Annotated in this window: 23 protein-coding genes; 10 read left to right on the top strand and 13 right to left on the bottom strand. The window is 50.1% G+C overall.

What is annotated here, in order from left to right:
• Positions 1–308: 308 nt before the first annotated feature.
• The 4 genes from CHK_RS16090 (at position 309) to CHK_RS08350 (ending at position 2,914) form a co-directional block, all read left to right on the top strand.
• Entirely contained in the window at positions 309–485 is a 177-nt protein-coding gene (locus CHK_RS16090) for a FeoB-associated Cys-rich membrane protein (RefSeq protein ID WP_082674777.1), read from the top strand.
• Positions 486–557: 72 nt separating this feature from the next.
• A complete protein-coding gene (locus CHK_RS16620) occupies positions 558–758 on the top strand; it encodes a hypothetical protein (RefSeq protein WP_046443590.1) in 201 nt (66 codons plus the stop codon).
• Between the two features lie 9 nt (positions 759–767).
• Positions 768–2,114, top strand: a complete 1,347-nt coding sequence (locus CHK_RS08355; RefSeq protein WP_046443589.1) for an MATE family efflux transporter — start codon at positions 768–770, stop codon at positions 2,112–2,114.
• Complete coding sequence (locus CHK_RS08350; RefSeq protein ID WP_242844868.1) at positions 2,111–2,914, top strand: methyltransferase domain-containing protein; 804 nt, start codon at positions 2,111–2,113, stop codon at positions 2,912–2,914. The genes CHK_RS08355 and CHK_RS08350 overlap by 4 nt, the downstream gene beginning before the upstream one ends.
• Before the next feature lie 3 nt (positions 2,915–2,917).
• On the opposite strand, the gene CHK_RS15700 is transcribed toward CHK_RS08350, so the two are convergent.
• Together CHK_RS15700 and argH are read right to left on the bottom strand one after the other, a co-directional pair.
• Positions 2,918–3,991: a L,D-transpeptidase family protein gene (locus CHK_RS15700; RefSeq protein ID WP_052740462.1), complete on the bottom strand. Its 1,074-nt coding sequence runs from the start codon at positions 3,989–3,991 to the stop codon at positions 2,918–2,920.
• 29 nt (positions 3,992–4,020) lie between these two features.
• Complete coding sequence (argH, locus tag CHK_RS08340; protein ID WP_046443587.1) at positions 4,021–5,400, bottom strand: argininosuccinate lyase; 1,380 nt, start codon at positions 5,398–5,400, stop codon at positions 4,021–4,023.
• Between the two features lie 85 nt (positions 5,401–5,485).
• Here argH and CHK_RS08335 point away from each other — a divergent pair, with 85 nt between their 5' ends.
• Together CHK_RS08335 and CHK_RS08330 are read left to right on the top strand one after the other, a co-directional pair.
• Positions 5,486–6,424: a magnesium transporter CorA family protein gene (locus tag CHK_RS08335; RefSeq protein WP_052740461.1), complete on the top strand. Its 939-nt coding sequence runs from the start codon at positions 5,486–5,488 to the stop codon at positions 6,422–6,424.
• Positions 6,425–6,664: 240 nt separating this feature from the next.
• Positions 6,665–9,289, top strand: coding sequence for a cation-translocating P-type ATPase (locus CHK_RS08330; protein ID WP_046443586.1), 2,625 nt, complete (start codon positions 6,665–6,667; stop codon positions 9,287–9,289).
• A 112-nt stretch (positions 9,290–9,401) separates the two neighbouring features.
• Here CHK_RS08330 and CHK_RS08325 read toward each other — a convergent pair whose 3' ends face one another.
• From CHK_RS08325 to CHK_RS08295, 7 genes are all read right to left on the bottom strand, one after another.
• The gene (locus CHK_RS08325) at positions 9,402–10,421 is read right to left on the bottom strand and encodes a zinc-dependent alcohol dehydrogenase (protein WP_046443585.1); all 1,020 of its coding nucleotides are present in this window, start codon (positions 10,419–10,421) and stop codon (positions 9,402–9,404) included.
• A 32-nt stretch (positions 10,422–10,453) separates the two neighbouring features.
• The gene (locus CHK_RS08320; RefSeq protein WP_046443584.1) at positions 10,454–11,065 is read right to left on the bottom strand and encodes an HdeD family acid-resistance protein; all 612 of its coding nucleotides are present in this window, start codon (positions 11,063–11,065) and stop codon (positions 10,454–10,456) included.
• Positions 11,066–11,115: 50 nt separating this feature from the next.
• Positions 11,116–12,687 carry a glucosyltransferase domain-containing protein gene (locus CHK_RS08315; RefSeq protein WP_160295619.1) on the bottom strand — a complete coding sequence of 524 codons (1,572 nt, stop codon included), beginning with the start codon at positions 12,685–12,687 and terminating at the stop codon, positions 11,116–11,118.
• Positions 12,688–12,705: 18 nt separating this feature from the next.
• Positions 12,706–13,944, bottom strand: coding sequence for a glutamate-5-semialdehyde dehydrogenase (locus CHK_RS08310; protein WP_046443582.1), 1,239 nt, complete (start codon positions 13,942–13,944; stop codon positions 12,706–12,708).
• Positions 13,945–14,046: 102 nt separating this feature from the next.
• Positions 14,047–15,024, bottom strand: coding sequence for a DMT family transporter (locus tag CHK_RS08305; protein ID WP_046443581.1), 978 nt, complete (start codon positions 15,022–15,024; stop codon positions 14,047–14,049).
• A gap of 103 nt (positions 15,025–15,127) precedes the next feature.
• Positions 15,128–16,009, bottom strand: coding sequence for a LysR family transcriptional regulator (locus CHK_RS08300; protein WP_046443580.1), 882 nt, complete (start codon positions 16,007–16,009; stop codon positions 15,128–15,130).
• 15 nt (positions 16,010–16,024) lie between these two features.
• A complete protein-coding gene (locus CHK_RS08295) occupies positions 16,025–16,885 on the bottom strand; it encodes an N-acetylmuramoyl-L-alanine amidase family protein (protein ID WP_052740460.1) in 861 nt (286 codons plus the stop codon).
• A 138-nt stretch (positions 16,886–17,023) separates the two neighbouring features.
• On the opposite strand from CHK_RS08295, the gene CHK_RS08290 reads away from it, so the two are divergent.
• Positions 17,024–17,773 (top strand): SDR family NAD(P)-dependent oxidoreductase, encoded by a 750-nt coding sequence (locus tag CHK_RS08290; protein ID WP_046443579.1) that lies wholly within the window; start codon positions 17,024–17,026, stop codon positions 17,771–17,773.
• Between the two features lie 34 nt (positions 17,774–17,807).
• Here CHK_RS08290 and CHK_RS08285 read toward each other — a convergent pair whose 3' ends face one another.
• From CHK_RS08285 to CHK_RS08275, 3 genes are read right to left on the bottom strand one after another with little or no spacing between them, the layout of a single operon-like run.
• On the bottom strand, positions 17,808–18,770 hold the full coding sequence (locus CHK_RS08285) for a ribokinase (protein ID WP_200896523.1): 963 nt from the start codon (positions 18,768–18,770) through the stop codon (positions 17,808–17,810).
• Positions 18,739–19,572 (bottom strand): BtpA/SgcQ family protein, encoded by an 834-nt coding sequence (locus CHK_RS08280; protein WP_046443577.1) that lies wholly within the window; start codon positions 19,570–19,572, stop codon positions 18,739–18,741. The genes CHK_RS08285 and CHK_RS08280 overlap by 32 nt, the downstream gene beginning before the upstream one ends.
• Positions 19,573–19,579: 7 nt before the next feature.
• Positions 19,580–20,662 carry a DUF4432 family protein gene (locus CHK_RS08275; protein WP_160295618.1) on the bottom strand — a complete coding sequence of 361 codons (1,083 nt, stop codon included), beginning with the start codon at positions 20,660–20,662 and terminating at the stop codon, positions 19,580–19,582.
• Positions 20,663–21,005: 343 nt separating this feature from the next.
• Between CHK_RS08275 and CHK_RS16940 the strand changes: the two genes are divergently transcribed.
• The gene (locus tag CHK_RS16940) at positions 21,006–21,557 is read left to right on the top strand and encodes a hypothetical protein (RefSeq protein WP_046443576.1); all 552 of its coding nucleotides are present in this window, start codon (positions 21,006–21,008) and stop codon (positions 21,555–21,557) included.
• 213 nt (positions 21,558–21,770) lie between these two features.
• Here CHK_RS16940 and CHK_RS08265 read toward each other — a convergent pair whose 3' ends face one another.
• Complete coding sequence (locus tag CHK_RS08265; RefSeq protein WP_046443575.1) at positions 21,771–22,502, bottom strand: YebC/PmpR family DNA-binding transcriptional regulator; 732 nt, start codon at positions 22,500–22,502, stop codon at positions 21,771–21,773.
• Positions 22,503–22,674: 172 nt separating this feature from the next.
• On the opposite strand from CHK_RS08265, the gene CHK_RS08260 reads away from it, so the two are divergent.
• Together CHK_RS08260 and CHK_RS08255 are read left to right on the top strand one after the other, a co-directional pair.
• Entirely contained in the window at positions 22,675–23,436 is a 762-nt protein-coding gene (locus CHK_RS08260) for an SDR family NAD(P)-dependent oxidoreductase (RefSeq protein ID WP_046443574.1), read from the top strand.
• 131 nt (positions 23,437–23,567) lie between these two features.
• Complete coding sequence (locus CHK_RS08255) at positions 23,568–26,666, top strand: transglycosylase domain-containing protein (RefSeq protein ID WP_046443573.1); 3,099 nt, start codon at positions 23,568–23,570, stop codon at positions 26,664–26,666.
• Positions 26,667–26,748 lie beyond the last annotated feature (82 nt).

Raw genomic sequence — 26,748 nt, 5'->3', positions numbered from 1 at the left:
ATAAGCTTGTAGTTAGTTATTGCTAACTTACATCGTGTGAGCTTTCCATCTTACAGAAGGAAACTTCCTTGCAAACACATGTTGGTTTAGCAGCAGGTTAGCGAATGCTAATCGAAAGCGTACTCCTTTGATGAGAGGCAACAGTGAAAGCCTATAAGTGCCGGGCCGGTAACTGTCGTGCATCATTCAAAAAATGTTTTGTTTCCCGGGCCTGACAACCGGAAATACAGATCGGTACGCATCCATTCACAAGCTTTGCCGCCGCCAATGGGCGACCTCCATAAAACCGTTGGACGGCGGCACAAATTGTGAGAAAATCAAACAGGAAAGAGGCGTTTTTTATGACACCCGGTACGATTTTAGTAATTGCCATTGTGGGAGCGCTGCTCGCGCTTTCGATATTTGCGATAGTCCGCCGGCATAAAAAGGGCGGATGCTGCGGCGGATGCGATTCTTGTTCGCATGACTGCCACAAATCAAACTAGTTAACACTCCCCCCATTCTTAATACATACCATACCTTTTGGAAAACCGGATGCTGGCATCCGGTTTTTCGCTTTGCTTGACAATCACTTCCCCATTTGCTATAATGCAAGCGAATTGAAAAAGCAGCTTTGCGGGGCCGCCGGGCCGATGCAAAGCATGGATGCAGAATTTATCTCGTATTGTCAGGCCTGTGGATACGCACAGACCTTTTTTTTTGCAATCGCATCCGGTTTTATACTTGAAATCCAGCTGCCAAAAGCAGCTGCGTCATAGGAGGATACTATGGAAACCCTTGCTTCAAAAAGCATCTACCGGACCTTTTTCCGTTATGTGTCGCTGAACGTGCTAAGTATGTTCGGTCTTTCTTTGTATGTCCTTGCCGATACCTTTTTTGTGGCGAACGGCGTGGGGCCTGACGGCCTTGTGGCATTGAACCTTGCAATCCCCACTTACAGTCTCGTAAACGGCGCAGGACTGATGATCGGCATTGGCGCGGCGACGCTTTTTTCCATTGCCACCGGCAAGGGAGACCGTAAATCCGGGAACCGCATTTTTACACAGGCTTTTATACTTTGCCTTGTGTGCGGAACAATCCTGATGTGCGTAGGGCTTATTTTTAATCGTCCCATCGCCGTCATGCTCGGCGCGAAAGGCGAACACATCATTGAAATGACAGCCACCTACCTGAAAATACTGATGAGCTTTTCCTGCGCTTTTATTTTAAACAACCTGCTTGTTGCTTTTGTGCGTAACGACAAGAATCCACGTCTTGCGATGATAGGCATGCTGGCGGGCTGCCTGTTTAATATCGTGTTCGATTATATCTTTGTCTTTCCGATGCAGCTCGGGCTATTTGGCGCGGCGCTTGCAACGGGTATCGCTCCGGTGCTCAGTATGGCGATCCTGTCTACTCACTTTATCCGCCGCAAAAACAGCTTTCAGCTGGAAAAAACGAAGCTGAACGGGCATGAGCTGCGCTCCTCCGTTTTTACCGGGCTTCCCTCTTTTATTATGGAATTTTCTTCCGGTATCATTATCTTTGTTTTTAATATGGTGATCATGCGCATCGCCGGCGACCTGGGGGTTGCGGCGTACGGGATCGTCGCAAACCTTTCGCTTGTGTGTATCGCTATCTTTACAGGCGTCGGGCAGGGCGTTCAGCCTGTGATCAGCGTGAATTACGGTGCAGGCAACATTCAAAATGTCAGGAAAACCTTTTTGATGGGAGCTTTCCTTGCCCTTGCCCTCGGCATTGCCTTCTATCTGATCGCATTGCTCATCCCGGAGCAAATTGCCTCTATCTTTAACAGCGAGGGAAACGCCGAGCTTTCCGAGCTGACGCAGGGCGGATTGCGCCTTTATTTCCTCGGCTTCCTCTTTGCGGGCATTAACATTGTGACAACCTCATTTTTTGCTTCGATTGCCCGCCCCAAACCGTCATTCGTGATTTCTGCGCTGCGCGGTTTTATCCTGATTGTCCCGCTCGTGCTTTTATTGCCGCAGGCGCTTGGACTAAACGGCGTATGGCTTTCCGGGCCGTTTACGGAAGCCCTCACCTTCCTGGTTGGAATTGCCTGCGTGCTCGTCTTTTTCAAAAAAATAAAGCAACATCCCAAAGCTGTGGTATGATAAATAAAAAGACCGATTTGGAGGCAAAGATGTCTGACTGGGATTCCGCGTTATACTTAAAATATAAAACCGAACGGACGCAGCCGTCCTACGATCTTGCGGCAAGGCTTCCGCGCAATGGGATCAACCGTATCCTTGACCTTGGATGCGGGCCCGGAAACAGCACGGCTGTTTTGGCAGAGGTCTATCCCAGGGCCGATATCCTCGGTGTGGACGGCTCCGAAAACATGATCGATTGCGCGCGCAGCGAATATCCGCAGCTTAACTGGCAGGTATGCCTTGCGCCTGACGGGCTTGACGCCCTGCCCCACAATTTTGATCTGGTTTTTTCCAATGCCTGTATCCAGTGGATTCCAGACCACCCTACTCTCATCCCCGCGTTGCTCAAGCTTCTCGTGCCGGGCGGGACGCTGGCCGTGCAGATGCCTATGAACCTCAACGAACCGGTGCAGCAAATCATTGAAAAAACGGTGCGCAGCGAAAAATGGAATTCTTATTTTCCGCATCCCCGTGTTTTTTATACTTTGCGTCCTGAAGAATATCAGGAGCTGCTTTCCGGCATATCGTCCGACTTTACGATGTGGCAGGTCGTATACTACTATATGATGGATTCTGCCCTTGATCTTTTGGACTGGTATCGCGGCACGGGCCTGCGGCCTTACCTCGGCCAGCTCGATGCAAAGGATATCCCTTCATTTGAAGCGGACATCCTCGCACAATACGAAGCGGCTTACCCCAAACAAAAAAACGGTAAAATCATTTACCGTTTTCCCCGTTTTTTCTTTACAGCCGTTAAATAGCGTTTAATTCTGCGAGCCCTGTTCAAACGGCACGTCGCACGGCACATCGCCTATCCGCCAGTTATCCGTATTCGGGATCGCCGAAGGCTCAGTGTCCAGGCGTTCCTGCGGCGTGGGAGCAAGAACAAGCTGCTCCCTGATGGCAGCCGTCTGCTCGTCGTCGCTGTCTCCATCGCGTATTATACAGGTCGTGCCCGGCGCAATATGGAACCACATCCATTTTGCATCCGGAACCGTCAACCGGATACACCCATGCGAATCCGCCGTTCCAAGTTTATCCCACACCTCTTCAATATAAGTGGACGTGTCAAATTCAGAATATAATATCGTATGGAAGTAAATCGCCCCTTCGATCTGCGTCCAGTATTGGCCATAGGTTTTATCTCGCACAAACTGGCTGAATCGCACATGGTATTTATCCATCCGGAACGTTCCCTTCGGCGTGCAGTCGTCCTTGCCCGTAGAACACAGCATGTAACGCACCGGGACTGTATAGTCGCCATTATCGTCCTTTGTGTACACCATTGTGACCTGATGCTCGAGGTCTACGACGATCTTGTAAGTACCAAGCGCCGGGTAACCCTTCGGGTATTCGTCCCTCGTGCCGTCGTCGCTCATCACAAGCTCTTCAAAGCTCATATTCACCGTGGGTGCAAGCAGCGAAAAAGGATCGCACTTTTTCGCCTTGTCCGAATTCAGAAGTACAAGTGTTTTTTCTCCCGCAATTCCGTCTCCCTGCAACCCATTTTGATTCTGGAACGCCGCAAGGGCGGATTTTGTCTCCGATCCAAAATAATCTGTCGCTTCTCCCGTAAGATATCCAAGCTCTATCAAACGCTGCTGCAGCGCCGCCACCTCTACACCCTGCATTCCCTCATGCAGCTCCGCAGGAGGCGTTGCGGTGGGCGTGACAGACGCCGTAGGCTCCGGCATTTTGGATGGAGTGGCGGATGCGGATTCAGACGGCGACGCTGTGGCCTCCGCCTCCTTTGCATCCCGGGAACAGCCTGCCGCCACTGCAGCGCACAACAAAAGCGTCAATGTAAACGCCGCAAGCCTTTTCCAGCATAATTTCATTTTCAATATCCCCTTAATCCCCTTAGCGCTTACAGCTCCCCAAGCAGCAGCTTTGCCTGCCTGATGTGGTTTTCTACCATATCCGGCGCCGGACCGCCCGGTACGTTGCGTGTATTGACGCACGTTTCAAGACGGATTGCATCAAAAATATCTTCTTTCGCATCCGGTGCAAACTTCCTGATTTCATCGAGCGTCATCTCGTCAAGCGCCTTGCCGTTCTGCTCACAGTAAAGCACCAGATGCCCAATGATCGCGTGCGCGTCGCGGAACGGGATTCCCTGCTTTACAAAATAATCCGCTGCGTCCGTGGCGTTTGTGAAGCCAAGGCCTGCGCTTTTCAGAAGCTTGTCCTTTTTCCATTCCGCCGTTTTGAGCATGCCACCCATCACACGCAGGCATGCGTTGAGCGTATCCACCGCGTCAAAGGTACACTCCTTGTCCTCCTGCATATCTTTATTATAAGCAAGCGGAAGCCCTTTCATTACCACAAGCAAGGCCTGGAGATCGCCATATACGCGCCCTGTTTTCCCGCGGATCAGCTCCGCCATATCAGGATTCTTCTTTTGCGGCATAATGCTCGAGCCTGTGGAATACGCATCAGAAAGCCTCAGCGTTCCAAATTCGTTGGTGGAAAAAAGGATGATTTCCTCGCACAGCCGCGAAAGGTGCATCATGCAGATTGAAGCTGCTGAAAGATATTCCAGGGCAAAATCCCTGTCCGATACGGAATCAAGGCTATTACGCGTAATACCCGACATACCAAGCTCTTTTGCAACCATTTCCCTGTCGATTGGGTAGGTTGTGGCGCACAGCGCGCCCGCGCCAAGCGGCAGTACGTCGGTATGCCTGATGCAATCCTTCATCCTCTCGATATCCCTGTAAAACATTTCAAAATACGCCATCATATAGTGTGCAAGCGTCGTAGGCTGCGCTTTTTGAAGATGCGTATAGGCCGTCATAATGGTGTCCGTATTCTCCTCCGCGATGTCTATGAGTACTGTGCACAGCGCAGTGATGTTTTCGATCGTCTCCTGCCCCGCCTGTTTCATATACAGGCGAAAATCGGTCGCGACCTGGTCATTCCTGCTCCTTCCCGTATGCAGGCGTTTGCCCGTATCGCCAATACGCTCTGTGAGAAGGCGCTCAATATTCATATGGATATCCTCGTCATGCACGGAAAATTCCACATTTCCCTCCTCGATATCCGTAAGGATCGATTTCAGCCCCTCGACGATCTTTTCTGCGTCTTCTTTGGGAATAATCCGCTGTTCGCCAAGCATATGCGCATGCGCGATGCTCCCCAATATATCTTCACGATACATACGGCTGTCAAAGCTGATCGAGGACTGAAACCCCTCTGCAAACTCGTCCGTATTCCCTTCAAATCTTCCGCCCCATAATTTCGACATCCTGTGTTACTCCTAACCGGTGGTTTTTTCTTTTATTATAGCATAGCGGCGTATGATTTTGCATTTCATTTTACGTGGTGCTATAATGATACGCGAAACGAGGGAAATCGCGATGCTGTATCAGTTGAAAAAAGGCGAAATGAAGCCTGTGGAAACAATCGATCCCGAAGACGCCGGTTCCGTGGTATCGGTGCTGAGCCTTGAAGAAGCGCCGGGCGTTTTATCGAAATATATTTCTGCCGGCACACTTACGCGCATTTTCGAAAATACGTCCATGCGCTATGAAAGCTATGAGGACTTTGACCTGTTATGCGTTCCTTTTTTTCATTTTTCGCATCAGCTCAAAAACAGTCCCTATGTGACCATCTTCCTTCAAAAAAACAATCTTTGCTTTGTATGCGAAAAAACAGGAAATGTCGAACGCCTGATCGAGGATTTTATCAAAACAAATCAAAATGACATCACCATCGGCAAGCTGATTTGTGCATTTTTTGAATTTATACTCAAGGACGACCTTTCGGAGCTCGACGGAATCGAGCTTCGTATTTCCGGCCTCGAGGACCGCGTACTGACCGATAAGCAGGAAAACTTTACCAAGGAAATCATCGGGCAGCGCAAGCACCTGATGGGCATCATGAATTATTACGAGCAGCTTTTGGATATCCTCGAATACGTCGGTATGAACCAAAAGCACGCCCTTGGAAGCCGAAGCGTCCATTACGTAACAATCCTTCACGGTAAAACAGACCGGCTTTACGACAAGGTCAAGGGTTTGCGCGAGTATGTGTCTGAAATCAGGGAGGCTTACCAGGCGGAGGTCGATATCCGCATGAACAACATTATGAAAATACTCACCATCGTCACGATGATTTTCATGCCGCTGACACTGATCGTCGGCTGGTACGGCATGAACCTTCGGATGCCTGAATACAATTCGCTGATCGCCTATCCGCTTGTCATCCTTTTCAGTGTTTTTGTCGCCGTTTTCTGTATTGTTTTCTTTAAAAAGCAAAAGTGGTTCTGACCTCCTGTCATTGCACGGTTTTGCCTGTTTCTAAAATAAAAATAAACTATCGCCCCATTTGCCCGCTTCTCTGTTTCCTTTGGTTAAGGGATGTTTACAATATTTACAGCGATTTCACTGAATGCAGGTTATACAGGCCTTACGATAAATCGCTTGTATTTGCAATTTATTCCAAAAGCTTGTAACCAACCTTTTGACAAATTGCTATAAAACATCATTATTACAGAAAAGGAAACGATTATGGCGAATTGGACAAAACCACCTATCCGGGAAATAATAAACGAATTTCATACCAACGCGCAGGACGGGCTCACCGAAAGCCAGGCCAGCGCGCAGCTTACGGCCTTTGGCCCAAACGAGTTCGAAGAAAAGAAAAAAGAATCCATATGGTCGAAAATCTGGCGGCAGATGCGCGACGTAACCACGCTTATCCTTTTGATTGCCGCCGGCGTATCCATGTTTCTTGCCTTCACGGAGGCAAGCGGCGATTTTGCGGAACCGATCGTTATTATTGCGATCATCATCATCAATATTGTCATTGGGATCAGGCAGGAATCAAGCGCGGAACGTTCGCTTGAAGCCCTCAAAAGCATGAACACGCAAACCTGTATCGTGATTCGCGGCGGTGTAAAGCAGCCCATTGATGCTCGGGGCCTTGTGCCCGGCGACATTATTGTACTGGAAGCCGGCGATATGATATCCGCCGACGCGCGTATCATTGAAAGCAGCGGACTGAAAACGGATGAATCCGTACTGACAGGAGAAAGCACGCCTGTTGAGAAGGATGAAAACGCACAGGTAAAGGATAACGCGCAGATTGGCGACCGTACCAATATGGTCTTTTCCGGTTGCCTTGTGACAAACGGGCGCGCTACGGCTGTTGTGGTTGCAACCGGAATGCAAACTGAAATGGGCAAGATTGCCGCCCTGCTAAACGATACCAAGCAGCAGCGCACGCCTCTTCAGCTAAGGCTCAACAAGCTTGGAAAAAATATGAGCCTCATTGCAATCGCAGCAGGCATATTCGTATTCCTGACAGGAATTTTGCTGCACGGCGATTCCATTATGGAAATGCTGCTTACGGGAGTATCACTTGCAGTGGCAGCCGTACCCGAAACCCTTCCTGTAATCGTTACAATTACCCTTGCATTCGGCGTCCAGCAAATGGTCAAAAAGCACGCAATTATCCGCAGGATTCCCGCTGTGGAGACGCTGGGCAGCGCTTCTGTTATTTGCTCGGATAAAACAGGCACGCTCACGCAAAATCAAATGACCGTTAAAAAGCTTTGGATGGCAGATGGCGTTCCCGTAGATGCACAAGACGAGTTTTCAGACGAGGAAATGAAGCTTTTGCGGTTGTTCAGCCTTGCAAATAACGCGGTAATCGAGCAGACCGAGGACGGCGAAAAAATAATCGGTGATCCTACCGAGTCCTCCATCATCCGCCTGTTGCAGGATAAAGGTATCACAACCGACGATCTTGAGGAAAAATATCCGCGCGTATATGAGCTTCCGTTTGATTCGGAGCGCAAGCTGATGACAACCGTAAACAAAATGCCGGACGGCAGGTATGTAGTCATTACAAAGGGCGCTTTTGACACAATCCCCGTAGACAGCTTCACAGACTGCGATTCCGCGCAGGCTGTGCATGACGAATTTGCCAGAAAAGCGCTTCGCGTTATGGCGGCAGCCTATAAATATTATGATAAGCTCCCGGAGGATATGAGCGCGGCAGAGCTCGAGTGTAACCTGAAATTCGCGGGACTCATCGGCATGATCGATCCGCCCCGCGAAGAAAGCAAAATTGCAGTGGAAGAAGCGAAAAAGGCCGGTATCCGCACCGTTATGATCACCGGCGACCATGTGGTGACAGCTTCTGCGATTGCGCGGGAAATCGGCATTTTGGGAGAAAACGACAAGGCGATCACCGGCGAGGACCTGGACGAGATGTCTCAGGAGTACCTGATTGCCCATGTGCAGGAATATTCCGTATACGCGCGTGTAAGCCCGGAGGATAAAATACGTATTGTAAAAGCATGGCAAGCAAACGGAAAGGTGGTCGCGATGACAGGAGACGGCGTAAACGACGCGCCTGCGCTCAAAGCTGCGGACGTGGGCGTTGCAATGGGCATCACCGGAACGGACGTTGCGAAAAATGCCGCGGACATGGTCATCACAGACGACAACTTTGCTACCATCGTTGACGCTGTTTCTGAAGGGCGGCGCGTTTATGACAATATCAAGAAGACGATCTATTTCCTGTTAAGCTGTAACATTTCAGAAATCCTGATTATGATCGTTGCCGTAGCGCTCGGCTGGGGCGCTCCCGTCGTAGCGATCCAGCTTTTGCTGATCAATATCGTCGCCGACGGTATTCCCGGCTTCTCCCTGAGCCGTGAAAAAGCGGACGATGACATCATGCTCCGTCCTCCGGTCAGCAAAAAAGCCAGTATTTTCGCAAATGGGCTTGGCCTCAAGATTGCAGTGATGTCTGTTATTTTCACGATCACGGCACTGATCGGCTTTTACATCGGCCGGTTTGTTCCGATCGGCGGTATGGTTCCTTCGTATGAAGCAGGGCAGACGATGGCCTTTGTAATCCTCGGCTATTCCTCCGTCGTCCATATTTTCAACGTGCGCAGCACAAAATCGATTTTCAAAATCGGTTTTTTGTCAAATAAGCCTCTGTTTATCAGCGCAAGCCTTTCCTTTGCAATCGTTACGCTGTTCGCGCTGATTCCGCCGCTTGCTACGGTTTTTTATCTGATTCCCCTTTCACCGTTACATTGGCTGATTATGATTCTTTTGTCGCTCGTACCACTGTTTGGCATCGAGATTTACAAAGCTTTTAAGCGATTTCACTGAATACGGGTTATGTGAGGCATACGATAAACCGCTATAAAAACCGGACAAAAGCAAACTGATTCCATACACAAAAAGCCCCGCAGGGTTCTCTGCGGGGCTTTATTGATTTTCTTTATTTTTCTATCATCATTGCCTTAACGCCGTTTGCCCGGTCCTTGTGGTAGGCGTTGAGCGCACCGTCCAGCCCATCCAGCGTAAAGCGGTGGGTAATCAGGGATTTTACATCCACGATCCCCGCCTTGATAAGGTCGATTCCTTTGGGGAAGTAGAGTGCGGGAATCGCATTAGAAGCCCTGACCTGCAGCTTCTTTCCGTGGATCACGTTAGAGTCGAGCGTCATTGCCGCACCCTCGCCATAGCTGATCCCAAGGAAGGAAACGATTCCTCCCACATTACATACCCTTGTAGCCGCGTCAATCGTCGCAGGCGGTGAAGATACAAGCACTTTATCGACGCCGCCTTTTTCAAACGCATACTGCGTGAGGTCTACCTTGTCGGTAAAAATAATCTCATCCGCACCAAACTGTTTTGCAAGCTCACACCGCTTATCCGCACCAGACCGCTGTGCCGCGTAGACCTTGCGCGCGCCGCACCGTTTTGCCATTTGCAGCGCCATCAGCCCAATCGGCCCAAGGCCAAGGACAAGAACGTCGTCGTTCATTTTGATATCCGCCGTCAGTATAAAATCAATCGCCACACCGAGCGGCTCCAAAAACGCGCCTTCCTCAAATGAAATACCCGTAAACGGCACGCAAAGTATTTCCGGTGCGATTACGTATTCGGAAAAGCCCATGCTTTCCCTGCCGCCCGTCATGAAGCTTGGCCCATTCATACTGAAATCCACGCGCCCGTCCAGCGAGCAGTCCGCCGTCGGATCGAATATGGACGTTTCCAACGCAACATGGTCGCCTGCCTGTAAGCGGGTTACACCCTTGCCAACCTTTTCTACCACTCCGGAAAATTCGTGTCCGAACGGCTGCCATTCTTCGGCGGCATAGCTCGCCAGAATATTGTCGTACCCGCAAAACCCGCACGCTTTGATTTTGATCAAAACCTCGCCCTCCTGCGGCTCCTTCAGGGCAACATCCCTTATTTCAAATTTGTACGGCGCTTTCATATAAGCTGTTTTCATGTTTTCAAATCCCCCCTGTCTTTTATGATTGTCTATCTCTTGCGCGCAACCTTTCCCGAGACTGCCTCCGTGAGCAGTGCGACGCCTGCAACCGCAAGGTAAATCCCCAGCACGACGCTTGTAAGCAGCAGGCCGGTAAAGGGCAGAATCACCACGAGCACGCCCAGCACAATATTCAGGATGCCGCTAAGCTGCAGCCATGCGGTGTCCTTTTCATCCAGCCGTTTAAACCTGCTGCACGAAAAAAGCTGCATAATACCCCTGTAGATCGTGATAAAACCAAGCGCCACCGTAAAGAGCCCCAGCATCATATCCTGGCTTGCCATGTTTCCAACGGAAAGCACCAGGATTACAGCCCCCATCAGTATCATAATAATTCCGCTTGCAAGAGCCATATCGTTGCGGTAAGGGGGCGCCGTCCTGAAAAAGGCGATCATCTCATAAAGTCCCATAATCAACACGCCGATTGATAATCCGTAATTGACGGCAAAGCTTCCTCCTTGTGGAATGACTACCATCATGATCCCAAGGATGATCATGCACGCAGCCACAATACAGCCTGCGATCTTATGCTGCCTGATTTTACGTTCGGTCAGTTCCTCTGGTTCCAATTCAAATTTTGGTATCAGGTTCTCATTATCCATAGCTATCACCTCGTTTGCCTTTTTATATTATTAAACACATTGAGCCTTTTTTATACCATGATATTAAGCCCATACCATGCGTCGTCCGGCTCGCTGAGTTTGACGACAATACATTCCCCGCTCCTTTGGATACACCCCTCCTGCGGCCAGCAAGGCATATCCCGCGAGCGTTCCACTCCCTTCGCAAACTGCTCCGGGGTATAAGCGCATACCGTGTAGCCCTCCGCATACAAAAAATCACGTATCCGCGCATTGTTACCGCCATCCCAGCTGAAAAACGATCCGGTTACCGCTCCCTGTGGAATAAGCTCATAGGGCTGCTCGAGCTTACCAATAAAGATCACCGGGGTATTCTCATCATGTCCGGCTTCATTCAGGCGTTCGACGATTTGTACGCCTGTCGCCTTGTCCTGTTCATACGCTACATAGCCATGGAAAAACATCAGGTTCATATACGCCGCGTTCATAAGCAGCAGCGCGCAAAAAACGAGATTGACACACGCGCAAAGGGCGCCTGTTTTTGGCAGCATATTAATGATCAGAAAAGCTTCCACACCCATCGCGAACGGCAACGCAAGCAGCGTACGCCCAATAACGGTTGGCTGCGCGAGCAGCACCGCCATAAAAAATGGGGAAATAAGCAGCAGGATACACGTTAAAAAAAACATAATCCTGTTTTTTGCACCTGCTTTGCGTGCTGCGCAAACCACTGTAAAAATCAGAAAAAGCACCGTGAGTACCATAATCACAGCGCCTCCATAGGTCTTTACGCCAAGCAGCACCGCCCCCGCGTTACGAACCGGCAGGAAAAGTGCTGAAAGCGCATTGTCCGCCTTCCCCCAGCCAATCAGGCCTTCGCTTAAATACGCCTGGCCCCCGGGAGCGACATATGTGGTCAGGTATGCGTTAATCAACGCATATGCGCCCACTCCGGCCGCAACAGCGCAAAGGCCCCACAAAACCTCCTTTGCGATTTTCGCATACCCGTATGTTTGGTCCCGTATAACGCGCACAAGGGCGTACGCCACAAGCGCCGTCAGGAAAACTCCCGCAAAGGCCTGGTAAAACGACGTCGCAAAGAAAATAAATACCACGCTCAGCAGCAGCGCCGCCGGCTTTTTGTATTGAAAATATCTGTAAATACACAGCACGCCAAACGCCGCAAGGAGCATCGCGAGCCCCTGCTGCATGCTGAACATCGAAAAGGACAGTATTTCCCCGGCCGCAAGCGGTATGGAAGAAAACATTGCGCAAAAAACAAAGACAGAAAACCGGCTTGGTTCCTTGAAAAAAATCGTGATGCAGTATGCGAGTAAAACCCCCGCTGCCGTCCACAGCGTTACGCCCATGAAATCTGAAAAAAATGGAATATAATTTCCCATTGGGGTAACAACGCTGTCAAACAGGTAAAGCCCGAACCGTCCCTGCTGGATCCAGACATTTTTGATCAGCTCAGGATCTGCGTTCATAAGCCACGTTTCCTCGTCAATCCCGAGGGTATAGTGCGTGAGCATAAAACCATAGCAAACATATGCAAACACAAACGCAGCTATCACCGCATACCTGTTTTGTTTTAGAAAGCCGCAAAAATCATTCCACAGGGCCGCCGAAGTTTTTTTCATGCCACCTGTTCCCATCAGTTAACGAATCTGTCCATCTCCATCGATCACGTATTTGGTCGTTGTAAGCTCCATAAGCCCCATCGGCCCGCGCGCATGCAGCTTTTGTGTGGAAATACCAATCTCCGCCCCAAAGCCAAATTCAAAACCATCCGTAAACCGGGTGCTTGCATTTACATATACCGCAGCGCTGTCTACCTCGTCCTTGAATTTTTCCGCATTGCGGTAATCGTTTGTTATAATTGCCTCCGAATGCCCGGTTCCATGCGTATTGATATGTGCGATTGCCTCATCCACATCGTCCACAACCTTAACCGAGATAATCAGGTCTAAAAATTCAGTATCGTAATCCTCTTCCGCGGCAGGCTTTGCGCCATATTTCTGGCAGGTTTTGCAGCCCCTGATTTCTACGCCCTTCTCCCGGAGCGCCGCAAAGGCCTTCGGCAGGAAATCTCCTGCAATATCTTCGTGCACCAAAAGGCTCTCCGCTGCGTTGCACACTGCCGGACGCGTCGTTTTCGCATTAACCGTGATTGCCGTCGCCATATCAAGATCAGCCGTCTTATCAACATAGATGTGACAATTTCCCACACCTGTCTCAATGACGGGAATGGTAGCGTTTTGTACGACAGACTGTATCAGCCCGCTGCCTCCGCGCGGAATCAACACGTCTATCACGCCGTTCAGCTTCATCATTTCCGTTACGGCCTCGCGTGATGTATCGGTAACGAGCCCCACTGCTCCGTGCGGCATTCCAGCAGCCTCCCCTGCGCGAATAAGGATATCTGCAATCGCGGTATTGGAATGGATTGCTTCGCTGCCGCCCTTCAGGACAACTGCGTTTGATGTTTTGATGCACAGCGCAACCGCATCCGCCGTTACATTCGGACGCGCCTCATAGATGATACCGATCACGCCCATCGGCACACGCCTTTTGGCCACGCGCAGCCCGTTCGGACGGCGCACCGCATGAATCACCTCGCCCACCGGATCCGGCAACGCAGCAACGTCGCGCAGGCCCTGTGCCATATCTGCGATCCTTTTTTTATCCAGCGCAAGACGGTCGATGAGGGCAGGGGTACGCCCTTTCTCCCGCGCTGCATCCACATCGAGCGCATTCTGCTTCATGATCTCTTCCGTATTGGAAAGCAGCCCGTTTGCCATCGCTTCCAGAATTTTATTTTTCGCAAGCGTACTTAAATTGTTCATTCCCGCTTTTGCCGCTTTGGCAGAGTTGGCGGTTGCAACTACTTTTCCCATGGTAAAACCCCGTTTCTTTCGTTTTTTTCAGTATAACATCCCCCCTTCCTGAAAACAAGAGCGGCGCCCGTATTTCGGCGCCGCTTTCCAGCTTTCTTTTCTTTACTTTTCCGCTAACTTTTCCCGTATGGCGCAGGCTGTACGCAAGTTTTTTCCCCGCGGGCGCAGCCCCGGAACCAGCATTGCCACCGAACCAACCAATATCAGTACAATTCCAGCGATCATATTGGAGGGTACTGCTTCATGCAGGATCGCCGCGGCAAGTATCGTTGCCAGCACCGGTTTGAAGAAAAACACAAGGGATGCCGTGTTTGCCGACGTCCGTTCCATTGCCGTAAAATAGGACGCAAAGCCCGCGCCGGTAATGCCGATGCAGATATACAGTACGATCCAGATGTTTTCCATACTGTAACCGGTCAACAGCGGAATATTCGCATACGTTTCCATGCCGTGCGCCGTCATATAGTCCGCTACGCCACCGATATGGCTTAAAAGAACCACCACGAACAGCTCTGCCGCACCAAATAAAAAACTCAGGCAGGTTACTGTGACGCCGCCGTACTGCATACATTTCTTTTTGCCCATAACGCCATAAAGCGAAAATGTCAGGACAGACAGAAGTGTCAGGATGATACCGCCCGCACTAACCTGCGCGCCCAGCGGACCTATCAGTATAATGATTCCCACAATTTCAGCCACGATCGCGATCACATTCCGTCTGTGGATGACCTCGCGAAGCAGCAGCGCCGAAAGCAACATGATGAACGCCGGATTACTGCTGAACAGCACTGCTACCACAGACGCGTTGGTTTCAAGGATCGCGAGCTGGTAGAACGTCATGCTGACGGCAACGCCAATGAGGCCAAGCAAAGCAAATACGCGCAGATCCGTTCTCTTGAGCCGTACGCCTCTTTTCTTCATCCTGTTCACCGCGAACGGAATCAGGAATATCCCCCCGATGAGAAAACGCGTCAGCGTCAGCTGCATGGGATTAAAATCCCCCGCGATCTGCTTAAGCGCGATCTCCATCGTACTGAACAATATAATTGCAGAAATAATATAAATCCAACTTTTTTTCACAAAAAAGACTTCCTTTCCTTCACAACGATGCTTTCACTGTTATGATACCCTCAGAAGTCACATAAGTAAAATCTATATTATTTATATATACTATAAGCACAACTTATTTCAATGTTCGGATAAACTCCTTAGCCGCATGGGATACCTGTGCCTTATTCCCGGTCACCACACATATTTTACGCGGCGGCAGCTGCTCCTCCGTTTCCAGCACGAACGCCTTTTTCCTGCGGATACTTTCCTTCGCAAAAAAGTCGACCACAATACCAATCCCCATATTGCGTTCTGCGAACGGTGCAATGAGGTCCGACGTAGCGACCTCAAAGTCTGGCCGGAGTTCGATTCCTTTCCCTGCAAAAAATTCGTCCAGATACTGGCGCGTACTCGTTCCCTTTGCATGACAGACGATCGGATACTGCATAATTTGCCCGAGCGACAGACGCTTTCCCTGCAAATGCCTGAAACGTTCGCCCGCAAGGAAAACATCCTGTATCTGCGCTACGTCCCGCACGGAAAGCCCTTTGTAGTTTTCGACCGGCGAGCCGACCACGCCAAGATCTATCTTGCCTTCCCGCAGGCTTCCGATCGTCGCGGGAGTTGTGAGGTTCATGATTCCCATACGCACCTTGGGATATTTGTTGTGGAACGCCTCCAGAAAAGGCAGCAGGTAATATTGCAGCGTCATATCGTTCGCGCCGATCCGCACCTCGCCCGTCTCAAAATCAAGCATTTCCTCAAGCCGCCTCTCGCCGAGCAAAATCTGCTCGTACCCCCTGGCGACATGGAAATAAAGCGCTTCGCCCTCCTTCGTCAGCGTCACGCCTTTTTTTGTCCGGAAAAAAAGGCTGCAACCGAGAAGCTTCTCCAACTGCTTCACCGACTGGCTCACAGCCGGCTGCGAAATATACAGCTTTTCCGCTGCGGCCGTGATACTGGAAAGCTTTGCAACATAGTAAAATGTTTTATAAGAATCGAGGCTGATATCCATATTGCTCTCCCGTCTTCATCCGAAATAATTCAAAATACCGTTTGAAATTCCCTGCGCACATTCATTCTGGTAATCCGTTGAAATAAGCAGCTCTTCCTCTTTTGCATTGGAAAGGCAGCCCATTTCCATGTTGCACACCGGAACCGTACTCCAGTTGAATCCGGTCTGGTCGTCGCGCTCCATAATCCCCCTGTTTTTTGCGCCCGTTTCTTCCACGAACGCATTCAGGATGGCTTTTCCCGCCGCAAGACTTTCTTCCTCAAAACCCTGTGCATGGCTTCCCACAGGCACCAGCATCAGCGCGCCGTGTACGGATTCGTCGTCCACTCCGTCACAATGCAGGCGTACCACGAGATCTGCGCCCGCGTCATTCATCATAGTCGCACGTTCTTTGTTCGAAATATCCACGTCGGACGATTCACGCGTCATAACAACCTGCGCGCCGTTTTCCTCGAGAATATCCCGCAGCCTGAGCCCCACTGCCAGCGTGATCTTGTATTCCGGCGTTCCTGTATTTCTTCCGTCCGCACCCGAAGATACCTTTGCCTTCATCTCGCCGTCCCCCGGCGCGGAGGCCTCTTTTTCCGAATTACCCTTTGCCTGGTGCCCCGGATCGATTCCAATCACGATTCCGGAAAGCGGTTTTTCCGGCGTAGGTTCTGGTGTCGGTTCTGGTGTCGGTTCCGGCGTCGGAGTTGGAGCAGGCTCCGGCGTAGGGGTGGCGGCAGGCGCGGGCGTAGGCGTTGCCGTTGGAGTGCTTATCGCGGCAGAGTCCTGCGCCTGCGCCGTTTGTACGGGTTCGCTTTGAGGCGCACAGCCCGCGATTCCAATTCCCATTAAAATACAAAGTATTGCTGCGGTTATTTGTTTTGCCATAACGTTTTATTGTCCTTTACCTGTTTGATTCCCTTCCATTATAAACTCCAATGCCTGATTGCACAAATGAAAGACTTTTTTCCCACTCCCAAAACATGGTATAATAAAATATCATTTAAAAAAGGTTGGGCATGGCAAATGAAGGCACTCATTACGGGCGCAAGCTCCGGGATCGGAAGGGATATCGCTAAAAACCTGAGCAAACGGGGGTATGACCTGGTTATTACCGCCCGGCGGGAGGAGCGTCTTTTGGAGCTGAAAAGCGAGCTTGCCACAGACGTTATTGTCATTCCGGCAGACCTTTCCCAAAAGGAAGAATGCCTGCGCCTGTACAGGCAAACGAAAAACGAAGATATCAGCGTGCTTATTAACAACGCCGGGTACGGCGTATTTGGCGCGTTTGATAAAACCGGGCTCCCGGAAGAAATTGATATGCTGGACGTCAACATCATTTCGGCCCATATCCTGATGAAGCTGTTCCTGAAGGATTTTATTGCGGAGAACCGCGGGTATATCCTCAACGTCGCCTCGTCGGCGGCCTTTTTGCCCGGGCCGCTCTTCTCGTCCTATTATGCGTCCAAGGCTTATGTGCTGCGCCTGACGCAGGCTGTAAGCGAGGAGCTTCGCCGTGCAGGAAAAAACGTATCTGTCAGCGCGCTCTGCCCCGGCCCGGTGGATACGGAGTTTAACAAAACCGCGGGTGTGCAGTTCGGTTTTGGCGGGCTTTCTTCTCCTTCTGTAGCAGATTATGCGGTTAAGAAAATGTTTGCCAAAAAAACGGTCATCGTTCCCGGGGCAACGATGAAGTTCGCACGGTTCTTTTCCAAGCTGCTTCCGGATTCCCTTCTGGCCAAAACGGCTTACAACCTGCAAAATAAAAAGCAATAAAAAAAGCCGGCGCTGCCGGCTTTTTTGATCGTTGTTATTCTGAAAGCTCTTTCCATACTTTTTCCACCTCGGCGAGCCTTGGTATGGAGGTTTGCGCCCCCTTCACCGTGGTGCTGAGCGCAGACGCAACCGAAGCAAAGCGAATCGCCTCATAAAGGGGATAATCCCTGGACAGCGCCGCTGTAAACGAGCCTAAAAACACATCGCCCGCAGCCGTACTGTCAACCGCCTGTACCTTTGGCGGCGTGAACCGCGTATTTTTCCCGCCAACAGGCGCAATGCAGCCCTCCTTGCCAAGGGAAACGATTGGGCAGGGAAATCCTGCTGTGAGAAGGCTTTCAAGGCACGCCTCCGCCGTAGCGATATCCGTAATCTTAATGCCGGCAAGCTGTGCCGCCTCGATTTCATTCGGTTTTGTAAAATCAATCATGCGGATAATATCCTGAGGAAACGGTTCCTTTGGAATAGGCGACGGATCGAACACCACGGTCATACCATGCTTTTTTGCCATACGGATCGCCGCGTACACTGTTTCACACGGAATCTCCAAAACCGCAAGCAAAAAATCATACTCTTCAAATAACGCCTCGTTTTCTTCAATGTCCCGCGGCGTAAGGAGCGCGTTCGCCCCCGGTGAAAAGGAGATCGAGTTAATTCCTTCCCTGTCAATGCGTATCATAGCGATTCCCGCCGTTTCGTCGGGCTCGATCAGGATATGCGAGGTGTCGATCCCGTCCCTGCGGAGTTCTTCCAGAAGCTGGTTGCTAAAGCTGTCTGTGCCAAGCTTTCCAAGGAACCCAACGTTTCCGCCCATACGTGCCGCGGCAACCGCCTGATTCCCTCCTTTGCCCCCGGGATAGGTTGCGAAGTTATCGGTTATCACCGTTTCCGCAGGCGCAGGCATCCGTTCCATAAACATCGTTAGATCCATATTAATGCTGCCCACGCATAAAATACGTTTCCCGTTATTTCCCATTTCGAATACTCCATACAGCATCCATAAACTGCTTCGTACGTTCCAGGCTAACCGGCTGTTTCCAGTCGTTGTTTTCCTTGAAATAGCTTCCCACAATCGCGCCGTCGGAATGCTCCAGAAGCTCCTTTACATTTTCACTGGTCGTGCCGCTGCCAAGGAGCACCGGGACGTCCACGCTGTCCGAAAACTCTTTGACCTTTTCCGGCGTGGGCGCAATCCCCGTTTCAAAACCGGTCACGATCAGCGCTTCCGCCCCTTCCGTCACCGCATCGTTTGCCTGCTCTGCAAAGCTGCGGTCTGAGATGATAAAATGGCTGCCGTGCTTTACGTTCACATCGCATAAAAACAGTACGTCCTCACGCGCGTCAAGCGCAGCGCGGTACCTTGCCAGCTTTCCGCCAATCCCTTCCAGAATACCCGCGTGGGAAACATAGGCGTTTACCCACTCAAATACGCGCATCCACTTTGCACCTGTAGCGACCGCAATCGCAAGCGCCTGCTCGCCGCCGTTGAGATGGCAGTTCACGCCGATTGGAATTTTAACCGCCTGCCGCACATAAGTTGCCGCGGCTGTCATTGCAGCAACGGTCTCCGGGCCGATCTCGCATCCCTTGATGTAAGGATAATCCCAGATGTTTTCGATTTGCAGGCCATCCACGCCGCCCTTCTCAAGCAGCTGTGCTTCCTTCACCGCAATATCGATGATCTGTTCCATACCCATTTTCTTTTTATCATACATTGGCGAGCCCGGTAACGGGCGCAAATGCACCATGCCGATGATTGGTTTTTCGTGCTTAAATATTTTGCTTAAACGCTGTTCCATGTTTCTGTCATCCCTCCATGATCTGCTCGATTGTTTCTTTCATTTTCTCCGCCTGCCCAGGCGCCATATAACCGGTGGTGATCTCAGACTTAAAAATCCCCTGCGGCGGCAAACTGCGGACGTTGCCTTTTGCTTTTTCAGCCAGATAGCCTTCCGGTTCCGCCGTTGACGGGAGAACCATTCCCATGGACTGCCAGTCCTTATGGTAAACCATCCATCTCACGCCCCTGTTTAAAACCCTGGGATCATATGAGGTATAGTCCGCGCTGCCGTCCTTATGGACGTACAGGAAATGAACTTTACCGTTTTCATCTGTTTTGGGATCGCGCAGGAAAAGGACGATCTCCGGATCATACACATCGCCCTCTTTTATGATTTTTGTCACCTTTACGTCCTCCTGCACACGTCCCAAAAGCTCCATAAATGCAGGATCAGGCGTATTGTACTGCGGAATGCTGACGCGCACCACCATATGCTCGGGCGTCCACGGCAATGTCTGGAACACTTCCGCTCCCGCTTCTGTTTTGTTATTGATATGGCACATATACATCAGGTCCATCGCTTCGCGCGATTTGTTCTGCACCTCCATGCTCACGTCAATGAGTGTGCTGCCTTCATAAAGCTTTGCCATTGGCCGGGCAATATAGTGGCTGCCGAATGCACGATTGTATTCGTATTCGCCCGTAACTGCAATATACCTGCCTTTTTCGTCGCTACCGGTTACAATACCGGCGCTGTCATAAGTGACATAGGGAATTTCTCCATGATGCCCGTGGTCATCCTCCGGCGAGGGGCAGCCCATTGCAAGGATTCCACAGTGCATGATATAGCAGCCGTAAGTATCGCGGAACAGTTCCCTTTTCTTTGGCATTGCAAAGCTCGTTTCCATTTTAAGGGAACGTCCGTGGAACTTCGCATCCCACACCATCTGCCCATTGAACGGCAGAACCGTGATAAAGCCCTCGCTGTTTTGGAGCTTTACCGCGCAAATACCGCTCTCGAAGCGGTATAAATACGCTTTGAGCGAGCCATCGTCTACAAACAGGCTTTCCCTGTCTGTAAACATCCCATCCTTTAAATTAATATACATGACTTCTCCTTTCGATGAATAATATAAAAAATGTTTCCTGAAATAATAAAAAGTTAACCTGTCCTGCCGGCCAGCTTTTGCCGGATCAATCCAATAGAAGTTTCCAGTTAAATATACCATAATTGCCTGCATTTCGCAACCGCATACAGCCTGTGCCAAAAGAACTTCTCACGAACATTCTGCAAAATATATTGGTTGATCCGGTTAGTTGCCTTACGGCAGAATCGTAATGTATTATCACTTATTTTAACTGATTTGTCATGCTTTTAACGAAATGCAGAAACCGCCTGCTTTTTTGGATATAATCGAACCATACAATAAAGGGTGAGGAGATGTATCAGCTATGAAAAAACTATTAGCAACCCTATTGGTTGCACTTTTCTGTATCGGGCTCATTGGTTGCGGCGTACCACAGGAAGAATATACAAAAGTGGTCGGCGAACGCGACGAGCTTGCCGCAGGGCAAATCGAACTGGAAAACCAGTTAGAAAAAACATCCGCTGAACTGGATGCGCTTTCGCAGAAATTGGAGGAACTGGAAGCCGAAAACCAAAAGCTTTCCGGTGATTTGACGACAGCCAATCAAACCATTCAGGATTTATCATCAAAAATAACCGACCTCGAAAATCAACTGAGTCAAAAAACTGCCGAAGCAGAGCAGCTGTCTTCTGAAAAATCGACCTCTTCTTCTAAGAATAGTACCAGCAGCGATAACAGCGACGCTTCCCCCGACCAAAAAAGCGGCGGTGGCGCAACAGTTTATATTACCAAAACAGGAGAAAAATATCATACAGGCGGCTGCAGTTATTTGAAAAAAAGCAAAATTGCAATTTCTCTCAGCGAAGCAAAAGCAGACGGTTATTCTCCCTGCTCCAGATGCAGCCCGCCGTCATAATCATGGCAAATCTGCCAACTTTTCCATGATATGAAAAGACCTTGCTTTCCTTTTTTGGAAGGAGCGGCAAGGTCTTTTGATTTATCAGTTGATACGATTCCGGCTTTTTGCTTCAATCCCTTTTCAAACGCCCCGGGACTGTCCAAAAAACATGTTTTTCATCTGTACTATTATATATATTACAGCACAAATCCCGCTATATAAGCGGCTTGTTCATTCTTCGTCCGGAAGTTCCGCATTATGATAGACGTTCTGCACATCGTCGTTATCTTCGAGCATATCGAGCATTTTTTCGAATTTCACCTGCTGCTCCGCGTCAAGGTTCGTTGTCGTCTGCGGCACCATATCGAGCTCTGCGGATAAAAATTCGTAACCCTGTCCTTCCAGTGCTTCACGCACTGCCGAGAAGTCCTCAGGAGCTGTCGTAATCTCATATGCGCCGTCTTCTGCCGTAAAATCTTCCGCACCCGCTTCAAGCGCCGCTTCCATTACCGTATCCTCATCGCCCGCTTCCGAATCGATGACTATGATTCCTTTTTTATCAAACAGGAAGGACACGCTGCCCGTGGTACCCATGCTGCCCCCAAATTTATCGAACGCATGACGCACCTCGCCAACCGTACGGTTTTTGTTATCCGTCATGGTTTCTACGATAACAGCGACGCCGCCGATGCCGTAGCCTTCATAGGTCAGTTCCTCATAGTTGATGTTTCCAAGCTCGCCCGCCGCTTTTTTGATGGAACGGGTGATGTTATCGTTTGGCATATTGTTTGCTTTCGCTTTGGCAATACAGTCCCTCAGGCGCGAATTGGAAGCCGGATCAGAGCCGCCAAGCTTCACAGCTACCGCAAGCTCCCTGCCAATTTTTGTAAAAACCTTGCCCCGGGCCGCGTCCGCTTTCCCTTTTTTATTTTTAATCGTTGACCATTTCGAATGTCCAGACATCTTACTCACCTCAAAAAATAATTAATTTCTACTGTAAGATAGTATCATAAGATGGCTTTCTTGTAAACTTTGAACTATGATAGAAGCATCTTGAATTTACTGTTCGAAGTTTTGGAATAATCGTCGCGTTTATCTTTTGAATAGAAAGCGACCGATTTTGGAGGTGGAATCTATGGAAATCGCAATCGTGACCGGCGCGTCTTCCGGTATGGGACGGGAATTTGCACTGCAAATAGACCGTCAGCAAAAGATTGATGAAATCTGGGCTATTGCGCGCAGGAGGGAGCGGCTGGAAGAATTGCAAAACAATACCCGTCTGCCCATGCGGATTTTTGCATATGATTTAACGGACAGCTCGCATATTGAAGACCTGAAATCGGTCTTAAATGCCGAAAAACCACAGATTCGGCTGCTTGCAAATTGCGCCGGCCTGGCCAAATTCGGCGATTTCGAATCTGTGCGGGAAAGCGACGCGCTCAGAATGATCGACCTGAACATACGTGCGCTTTTCAGCGTCACCTCGGCCTGCATTCCCTATATGCTTTCCGGTGGGCATATTATTGAGATTGCTTCTACCGCGGCGTTCCAGCCACTGCCCGATATGAACGTTTATGCGGCGACAAAGGCGTTTGTCCTGAGCTATTCCCGCGCGTTAAACCGTGAGCTGGGAAGAAAGGGCGTAAGCGTTACCGCAGTATGCCCCGGTTGGACCAAAACGGAGTTTTTCAGCGTAGCGCGTGAAAATGCCGATTCCGGCGCGGTGAAAAATTTTCTGTTCCCTTCCTCCCCCGGCAAGGTTGTAGCCCATGCCCTGAAGGACGCCCAAAAAGGAAAAGATATTTCCATCTATGGTATTACAAATATTCTGCACCTCTTCTTTTCAAAAATCCTTCCCGCCAATTCTATCATGACTTTTTGGGACGCTATGAAATAAGAAAATTCCGTTTGTTTCTTATCCTCCGCATATATGAATAATTTGTGAAAAACATTTATTTGCAGGCTGATTTATGGTAAGATTGTCATATATATACGCATGGCTCGCCATGCAATGGAGGTACTGGTAATATGGCTCCCCAAAAGGACAAACGGGATAATATAACAGATCCGGATAAAAAGACCGGAACTGTTGGAAATAAAATAAATGAGCTGGGCGCAAAGGCCAAGCGTTTTTTTGTGCAGGCAGGACAAAAGATCAAAGAAACCTTTCGCGGGCTGCAAACCGATTCCGCAAAGCCCGAAAAAACAAAACAGAAAAAGATTGTAAACCAAAAACCGGCCCAGGTAAAACCAAAGGCACGGCCCATACAATCAAAGCCAAAGGCTTCGCCTTCTCAGGCAAAACAGCCGTTGGCGCCGCAAAAACCTCTTCCAAAGCAGGCTCCCCTGAAGGCGGAGCCAAAAGCAAAAAAGCCTGAAGAAAAGGTGAGCGAGGAGACGGTTGTTTTTTCTGACGACATGACCAAGCAGTTTTCGCCGACCGCTCCTAAAAAAGCCCCGCTTAAAAAGCCTGTTCAAAAGCTGACACAGGCGCAGAAGGATGAAACACAGTTCATCCCCGCCGTAAAACACCAGTCAATATTCAAACCAAGAGAGAAAAAGCCCAATTTTGTTCTTGGCGTCATGCTGACAACAATCAAGCTCTCTTTTGTTGCGATTATCCTCGTAGTGGCGATTGGTATCGGCTCGGTGATGGGCGTTGCAAACGCATATCTTGGAACCACGCCCGAGCTTGACGTATCCAAAATAAGCGACCAGAACCAGAACACGAAAATATACAGCGCGATTGACGGAAGCTATATCACAACCTACACAGGCCTTGAAAACAGGGATGTCGCTTCCCTCGACGAAATACCGGATGACCTCAAAAATGCGGTAATCGCCGTGGAGGACATCCGTTTTTATGAACACAACGGCGTTGATTTCCGCCGTCTTTTGGGCGCTTTCGTATCAAACCTGTCTTCCAGTAAAACGGAAGGCGGCAGTACCATCACGCAGCAGCTAGTCAAAAATACGCTGCTCACGAACGAAAGATCCTATAAGCGTAAATTGCAGGAGGCATATCTTGCAACCGAGCTTGAAAAAAAGTATACCAAGGATGAAATTCTGCAAGCCTATCTTAACGCGATCCCGCTGGGCGGAACGATATACGGCGTGAAGACGGCGGCGCACGATTACTTTAATAAAGAGCTTTCCGAGCTTAACCTGCGTGAAATGATCTGCATTGCGGCAATCACACAAAATCCTACGCGGTATAACCCGCGCACGGCGACCTATACGCATCCGGAATACCTGCCAGACCTCATCAACCGCATGAACATCGTTGCAGAGCGTATGTACTGGGATGGCATGATCACAGAGGAACAATACAATGAAGTAATGGTTCCCGCTTCCGAATACCTTGCAGATGAATCGACTTCGGATAATAAGGTTTTAAAAGAGGGTTACCTCGACATCTGGAAGGCTGAAATGAACGTACAGGAAACCTCGCCTACGAACGAGCTGTATCCATATCCTCATTTTATCGAATACATGATGTATGACGTGCAAACCTTTATGCTTGAAAAGGAAGGCCTTGAGGATACGAAAGCCAACCGTCAGAAAGTGGATAACGAGCTGCGCGTGGGCGGCTACAAAATTTATGCGACTGTCGATCCGAAGATACAGGAAACCGTACAGAATACCCTTTCCGAATATGACGGTTATCCCACCAAGTTACCGAGCGGTGTGGAAACCGAGCTTACCGACAGTGCAGGAAATGTGACCGAACAACCGCAATCCTCCGCTGTAGTCATCGATAATTCCACCGGCTATCTTGTGGCAATCGTGGGTTCGCGTGACGATCCTGAGGTCAAACGCAGTCTCAACCGCGCAAATACAGGTTTGCAGGTCGGTTCGTCGATCAAGCCGCTTGCCGTCTATGGCCCCGCGTTTGATACCGGCTACGGCGCCGCTTCGCCGGTTGCGAATATACCTGTTCCGATCAGCGGCTGGATCGTAGATGGAGAAGACAGCTCTCCTACTATTACGGGTACGCAAGGGCCTGTCACGATGCGCACTGCGATTGTAAAATCCTTAAACGTCGCTGCCGCGCGCACATTAATGGATTATGTGACCATCGATACATCCGTTGAATACCTGCATAAGCTTGGTATCCCTGACGAGAATATCACGCCGACAGGCGTTGGACTTGCGCTCGGCGGTTCTACTGTTACGCCTATCCAGATGACAGGCGCATATGCTGCGATTGCCAACGAGGGTGAATACCGGCAGCCCGTATCCTTCACGAAGGTGCTCGACGCGGACAACAACGTGGTCATCGATACGGAAACAGACCGCGACGTGCACGAGGCTTTCAAACCCTCTACCGCTTATATGCTGACGGATATCCTCGAAGATGCAGTGCAGGAAGGTACTGGTAGCCAGGCACGCCTTGACGGTATGACAACTGCAGGCAAAACCGGTACGGTCGGCGACAACAAGGGCGTAACCTTTGCAGGCTACACGCCATATTATACTTCAATGGTATGGGTGGGGCACGATCTGGCAAAAACCATTGGCAGCAAAGCATACGGCGGAGGAATTGCCGCGCCGCTCTGGAAGGAATATATGCAGAAAATCCACGAAGGGCTGACGGATAAAGAAATTATTGATGGAACGCCGGAGGATTTCAATATCAATACCAGCGTTACAGTCTGCCAGTATTCAGGGCTCAAACCCGGCAGCGGCTGCGTAACCTTTACCGACTGGATGGCAAAAGGTGACGAACCGACCGAGGTTTGCAACCAGTGTTCGTCAGTCAGCGTAAAAATGTGCGGCCTTTCCGGCAAACGCTTTGTGGAAGGCCTGTGCCCTGAGGAATATGCCTACACCATCGGTGGCGGACGTATATTCCCTGAGAATTCGCCTTACGCGCAATGGCTTGGCGGAGGATCGGCAGGGCTGACTGTGTCGGAGCCCGTAATGGGCGAGGGTGGATATTATGTAAGCGGCGGCGATCCGACCACTGACTGTGACGGCGCGCATATTGCGGTGCCAACGCCAACTCCTTCGGAAGTGCCAAGCGCGATCCCCACGCCGACCTTTAACCCTATTCCAACGCCAACTCCAAGTACGGCGCCTACCCATACTCCCGATCCCAGTCCATCGGTAGCACCGGAAGGCTAAAGCAGTTTTTTAAAGGCCCCGCTTCTTGCAGGCAGGGCCTTTTTTGTATGGAATGACATGGATATTCTATGGTTTCACGCCC

The sequence above is a fragment of the Christensenella hongkongensis genome, assembly GCF_000981035.1.
In the GTDB taxonomy this organism is placed as follows: domain Bacteria; phylum Bacillota; class Clostridia; order Christensenellales; family Christensenellaceae; genus Christensenella; species Christensenella hongkongensis.
The sequence above is the reverse complement of the archived record's forward strand: the minus strand, read 5'-3'. Positions and strand labels throughout refer to the sequence as shown.

Excerpts from the sequence above, each read along its gene's own strand:
- CHK_RS08355 (WP_046443589.1), top strand. The coding sequence starts at position 768 with ATGGAAACCCTTGCTTCAAAAAGCATCTACCGGACCTTTTTCCGTTAT.
- CHK_RS08350 (WP_242844868.1), top strand. The coding sequence starts at position 2,111 with ATGATAAATAAAAAGACCGATTTGGAGGCAAAGATGTCTGACTGGGAT.
- CHK_RS15700 (WP_052740462.1), bottom strand. The coding sequence starts at position 3,991 with ATGAAATTATGCTGGAAAAGGCTTGCGGCGTTTACATTGACGCTTTTG.
- argH (WP_046443587.1), bottom strand. The coding sequence starts at position 5,400 with ATGTCGAAATTATGGGGCGGAAGATTTGAAGGGAATACGGACGAGTTT.
- CHK_RS08335 (WP_052740461.1), top strand. The coding sequence starts at position 5,486 with ATGATACGCGAAACGAGGGAAATCGCGATGCTGTATCAGTTGAAAAAA.
- CHK_RS08330 (WP_046443586.1), top strand. The coding sequence starts at position 6,665 with ATGGCGAATTGGACAAAACCACCTATCCGGGAAATAATAAACGAATTT.
- CHK_RS08325 (WP_046443585.1), bottom strand. The coding sequence starts at position 10,421 with ATGAAAACAGCTTATATGAAAGCGCCGTACAAATTTGAAATAAGGGAT.
- CHK_RS08320 (WP_046443584.1), bottom strand. The coding sequence starts at position 11,065 with ATGGATAATGAGAACCTGATACCAAAATTTGAATTGGAACCAGAGGAA.
- CHK_RS08315 (WP_160295619.1), bottom strand. The coding sequence starts at position 12,687 with ATGAAAAAAACTTCGGCGGCCCTGTGGAATGATTTTTGCGGCTTTCTA.
- CHK_RS08310 (WP_046443582.1), bottom strand. The coding sequence starts at position 13,944 with ATGGGAAAAGTAGTTGCAACCGCCAACTCTGCCAAAGCGGCAAAAGCG.
- CHK_RS08300 (WP_046443580.1), bottom strand. The coding sequence starts at position 16,009 with ATGGATATCAGCCTCGATTCTTATAAAACATTTTACTATGTTGCAAAG.
- CHK_RS08295 (WP_052740460.1), bottom strand. The coding sequence starts at position 16,885 with ATGGCAAAACAAATAACCGCAGCAATACTTTGTATTTTAATGGGAATT.
- CHK_RS08290 (WP_046443579.1), top strand. The coding sequence starts at position 17,024 with ATGAAGGCACTCATTACGGGCGCAAGCTCCGGGATCGGAAGGGATATC.
- CHK_RS08285 (WP_200896523.1), bottom strand. The coding sequence starts at position 18,770 with ATGCTGTATGGAGTATTCGAAATGGGAAATAACGGGAAACGTATTTTA.
- CHK_RS08280 (WP_046443577.1), bottom strand. The coding sequence starts at position 19,572 with ATGGAACAGCGTTTAAGCAAAATATTTAAGCACGAAAAACCAATCATC.
- CHK_RS08275 (WP_160295618.1), bottom strand. The coding sequence starts at position 20,662 with ATGTATATTAATTTAAAGGATGGGATGTTTACAGACAGGGAAAGCCTG.
- CHK_RS16940 (WP_046443576.1), top strand. The coding sequence starts at position 21,006 with ATGAAAAAACTATTAGCAACCCTATTGGTTGCACTTTTCTGTATCGGG.
- CHK_RS08265 (WP_046443575.1), bottom strand. The coding sequence starts at position 22,502 with ATGTCTGGACATTCGAAATGGTCAACGATTAAAAATAAAAAAGGGAAA.
- CHK_RS08260 (WP_046443574.1), top strand. The coding sequence starts at position 22,675 with ATGGAAATCGCAATCGTGACCGGCGCGTCTTCCGGTATGGGACGGGAA.
- CHK_RS08255 (WP_046443573.1), top strand. The coding sequence starts at position 23,568 with ATGGCTCCCCAAAAGGACAAACGGGATAATATAACAGATCCGGATAAA.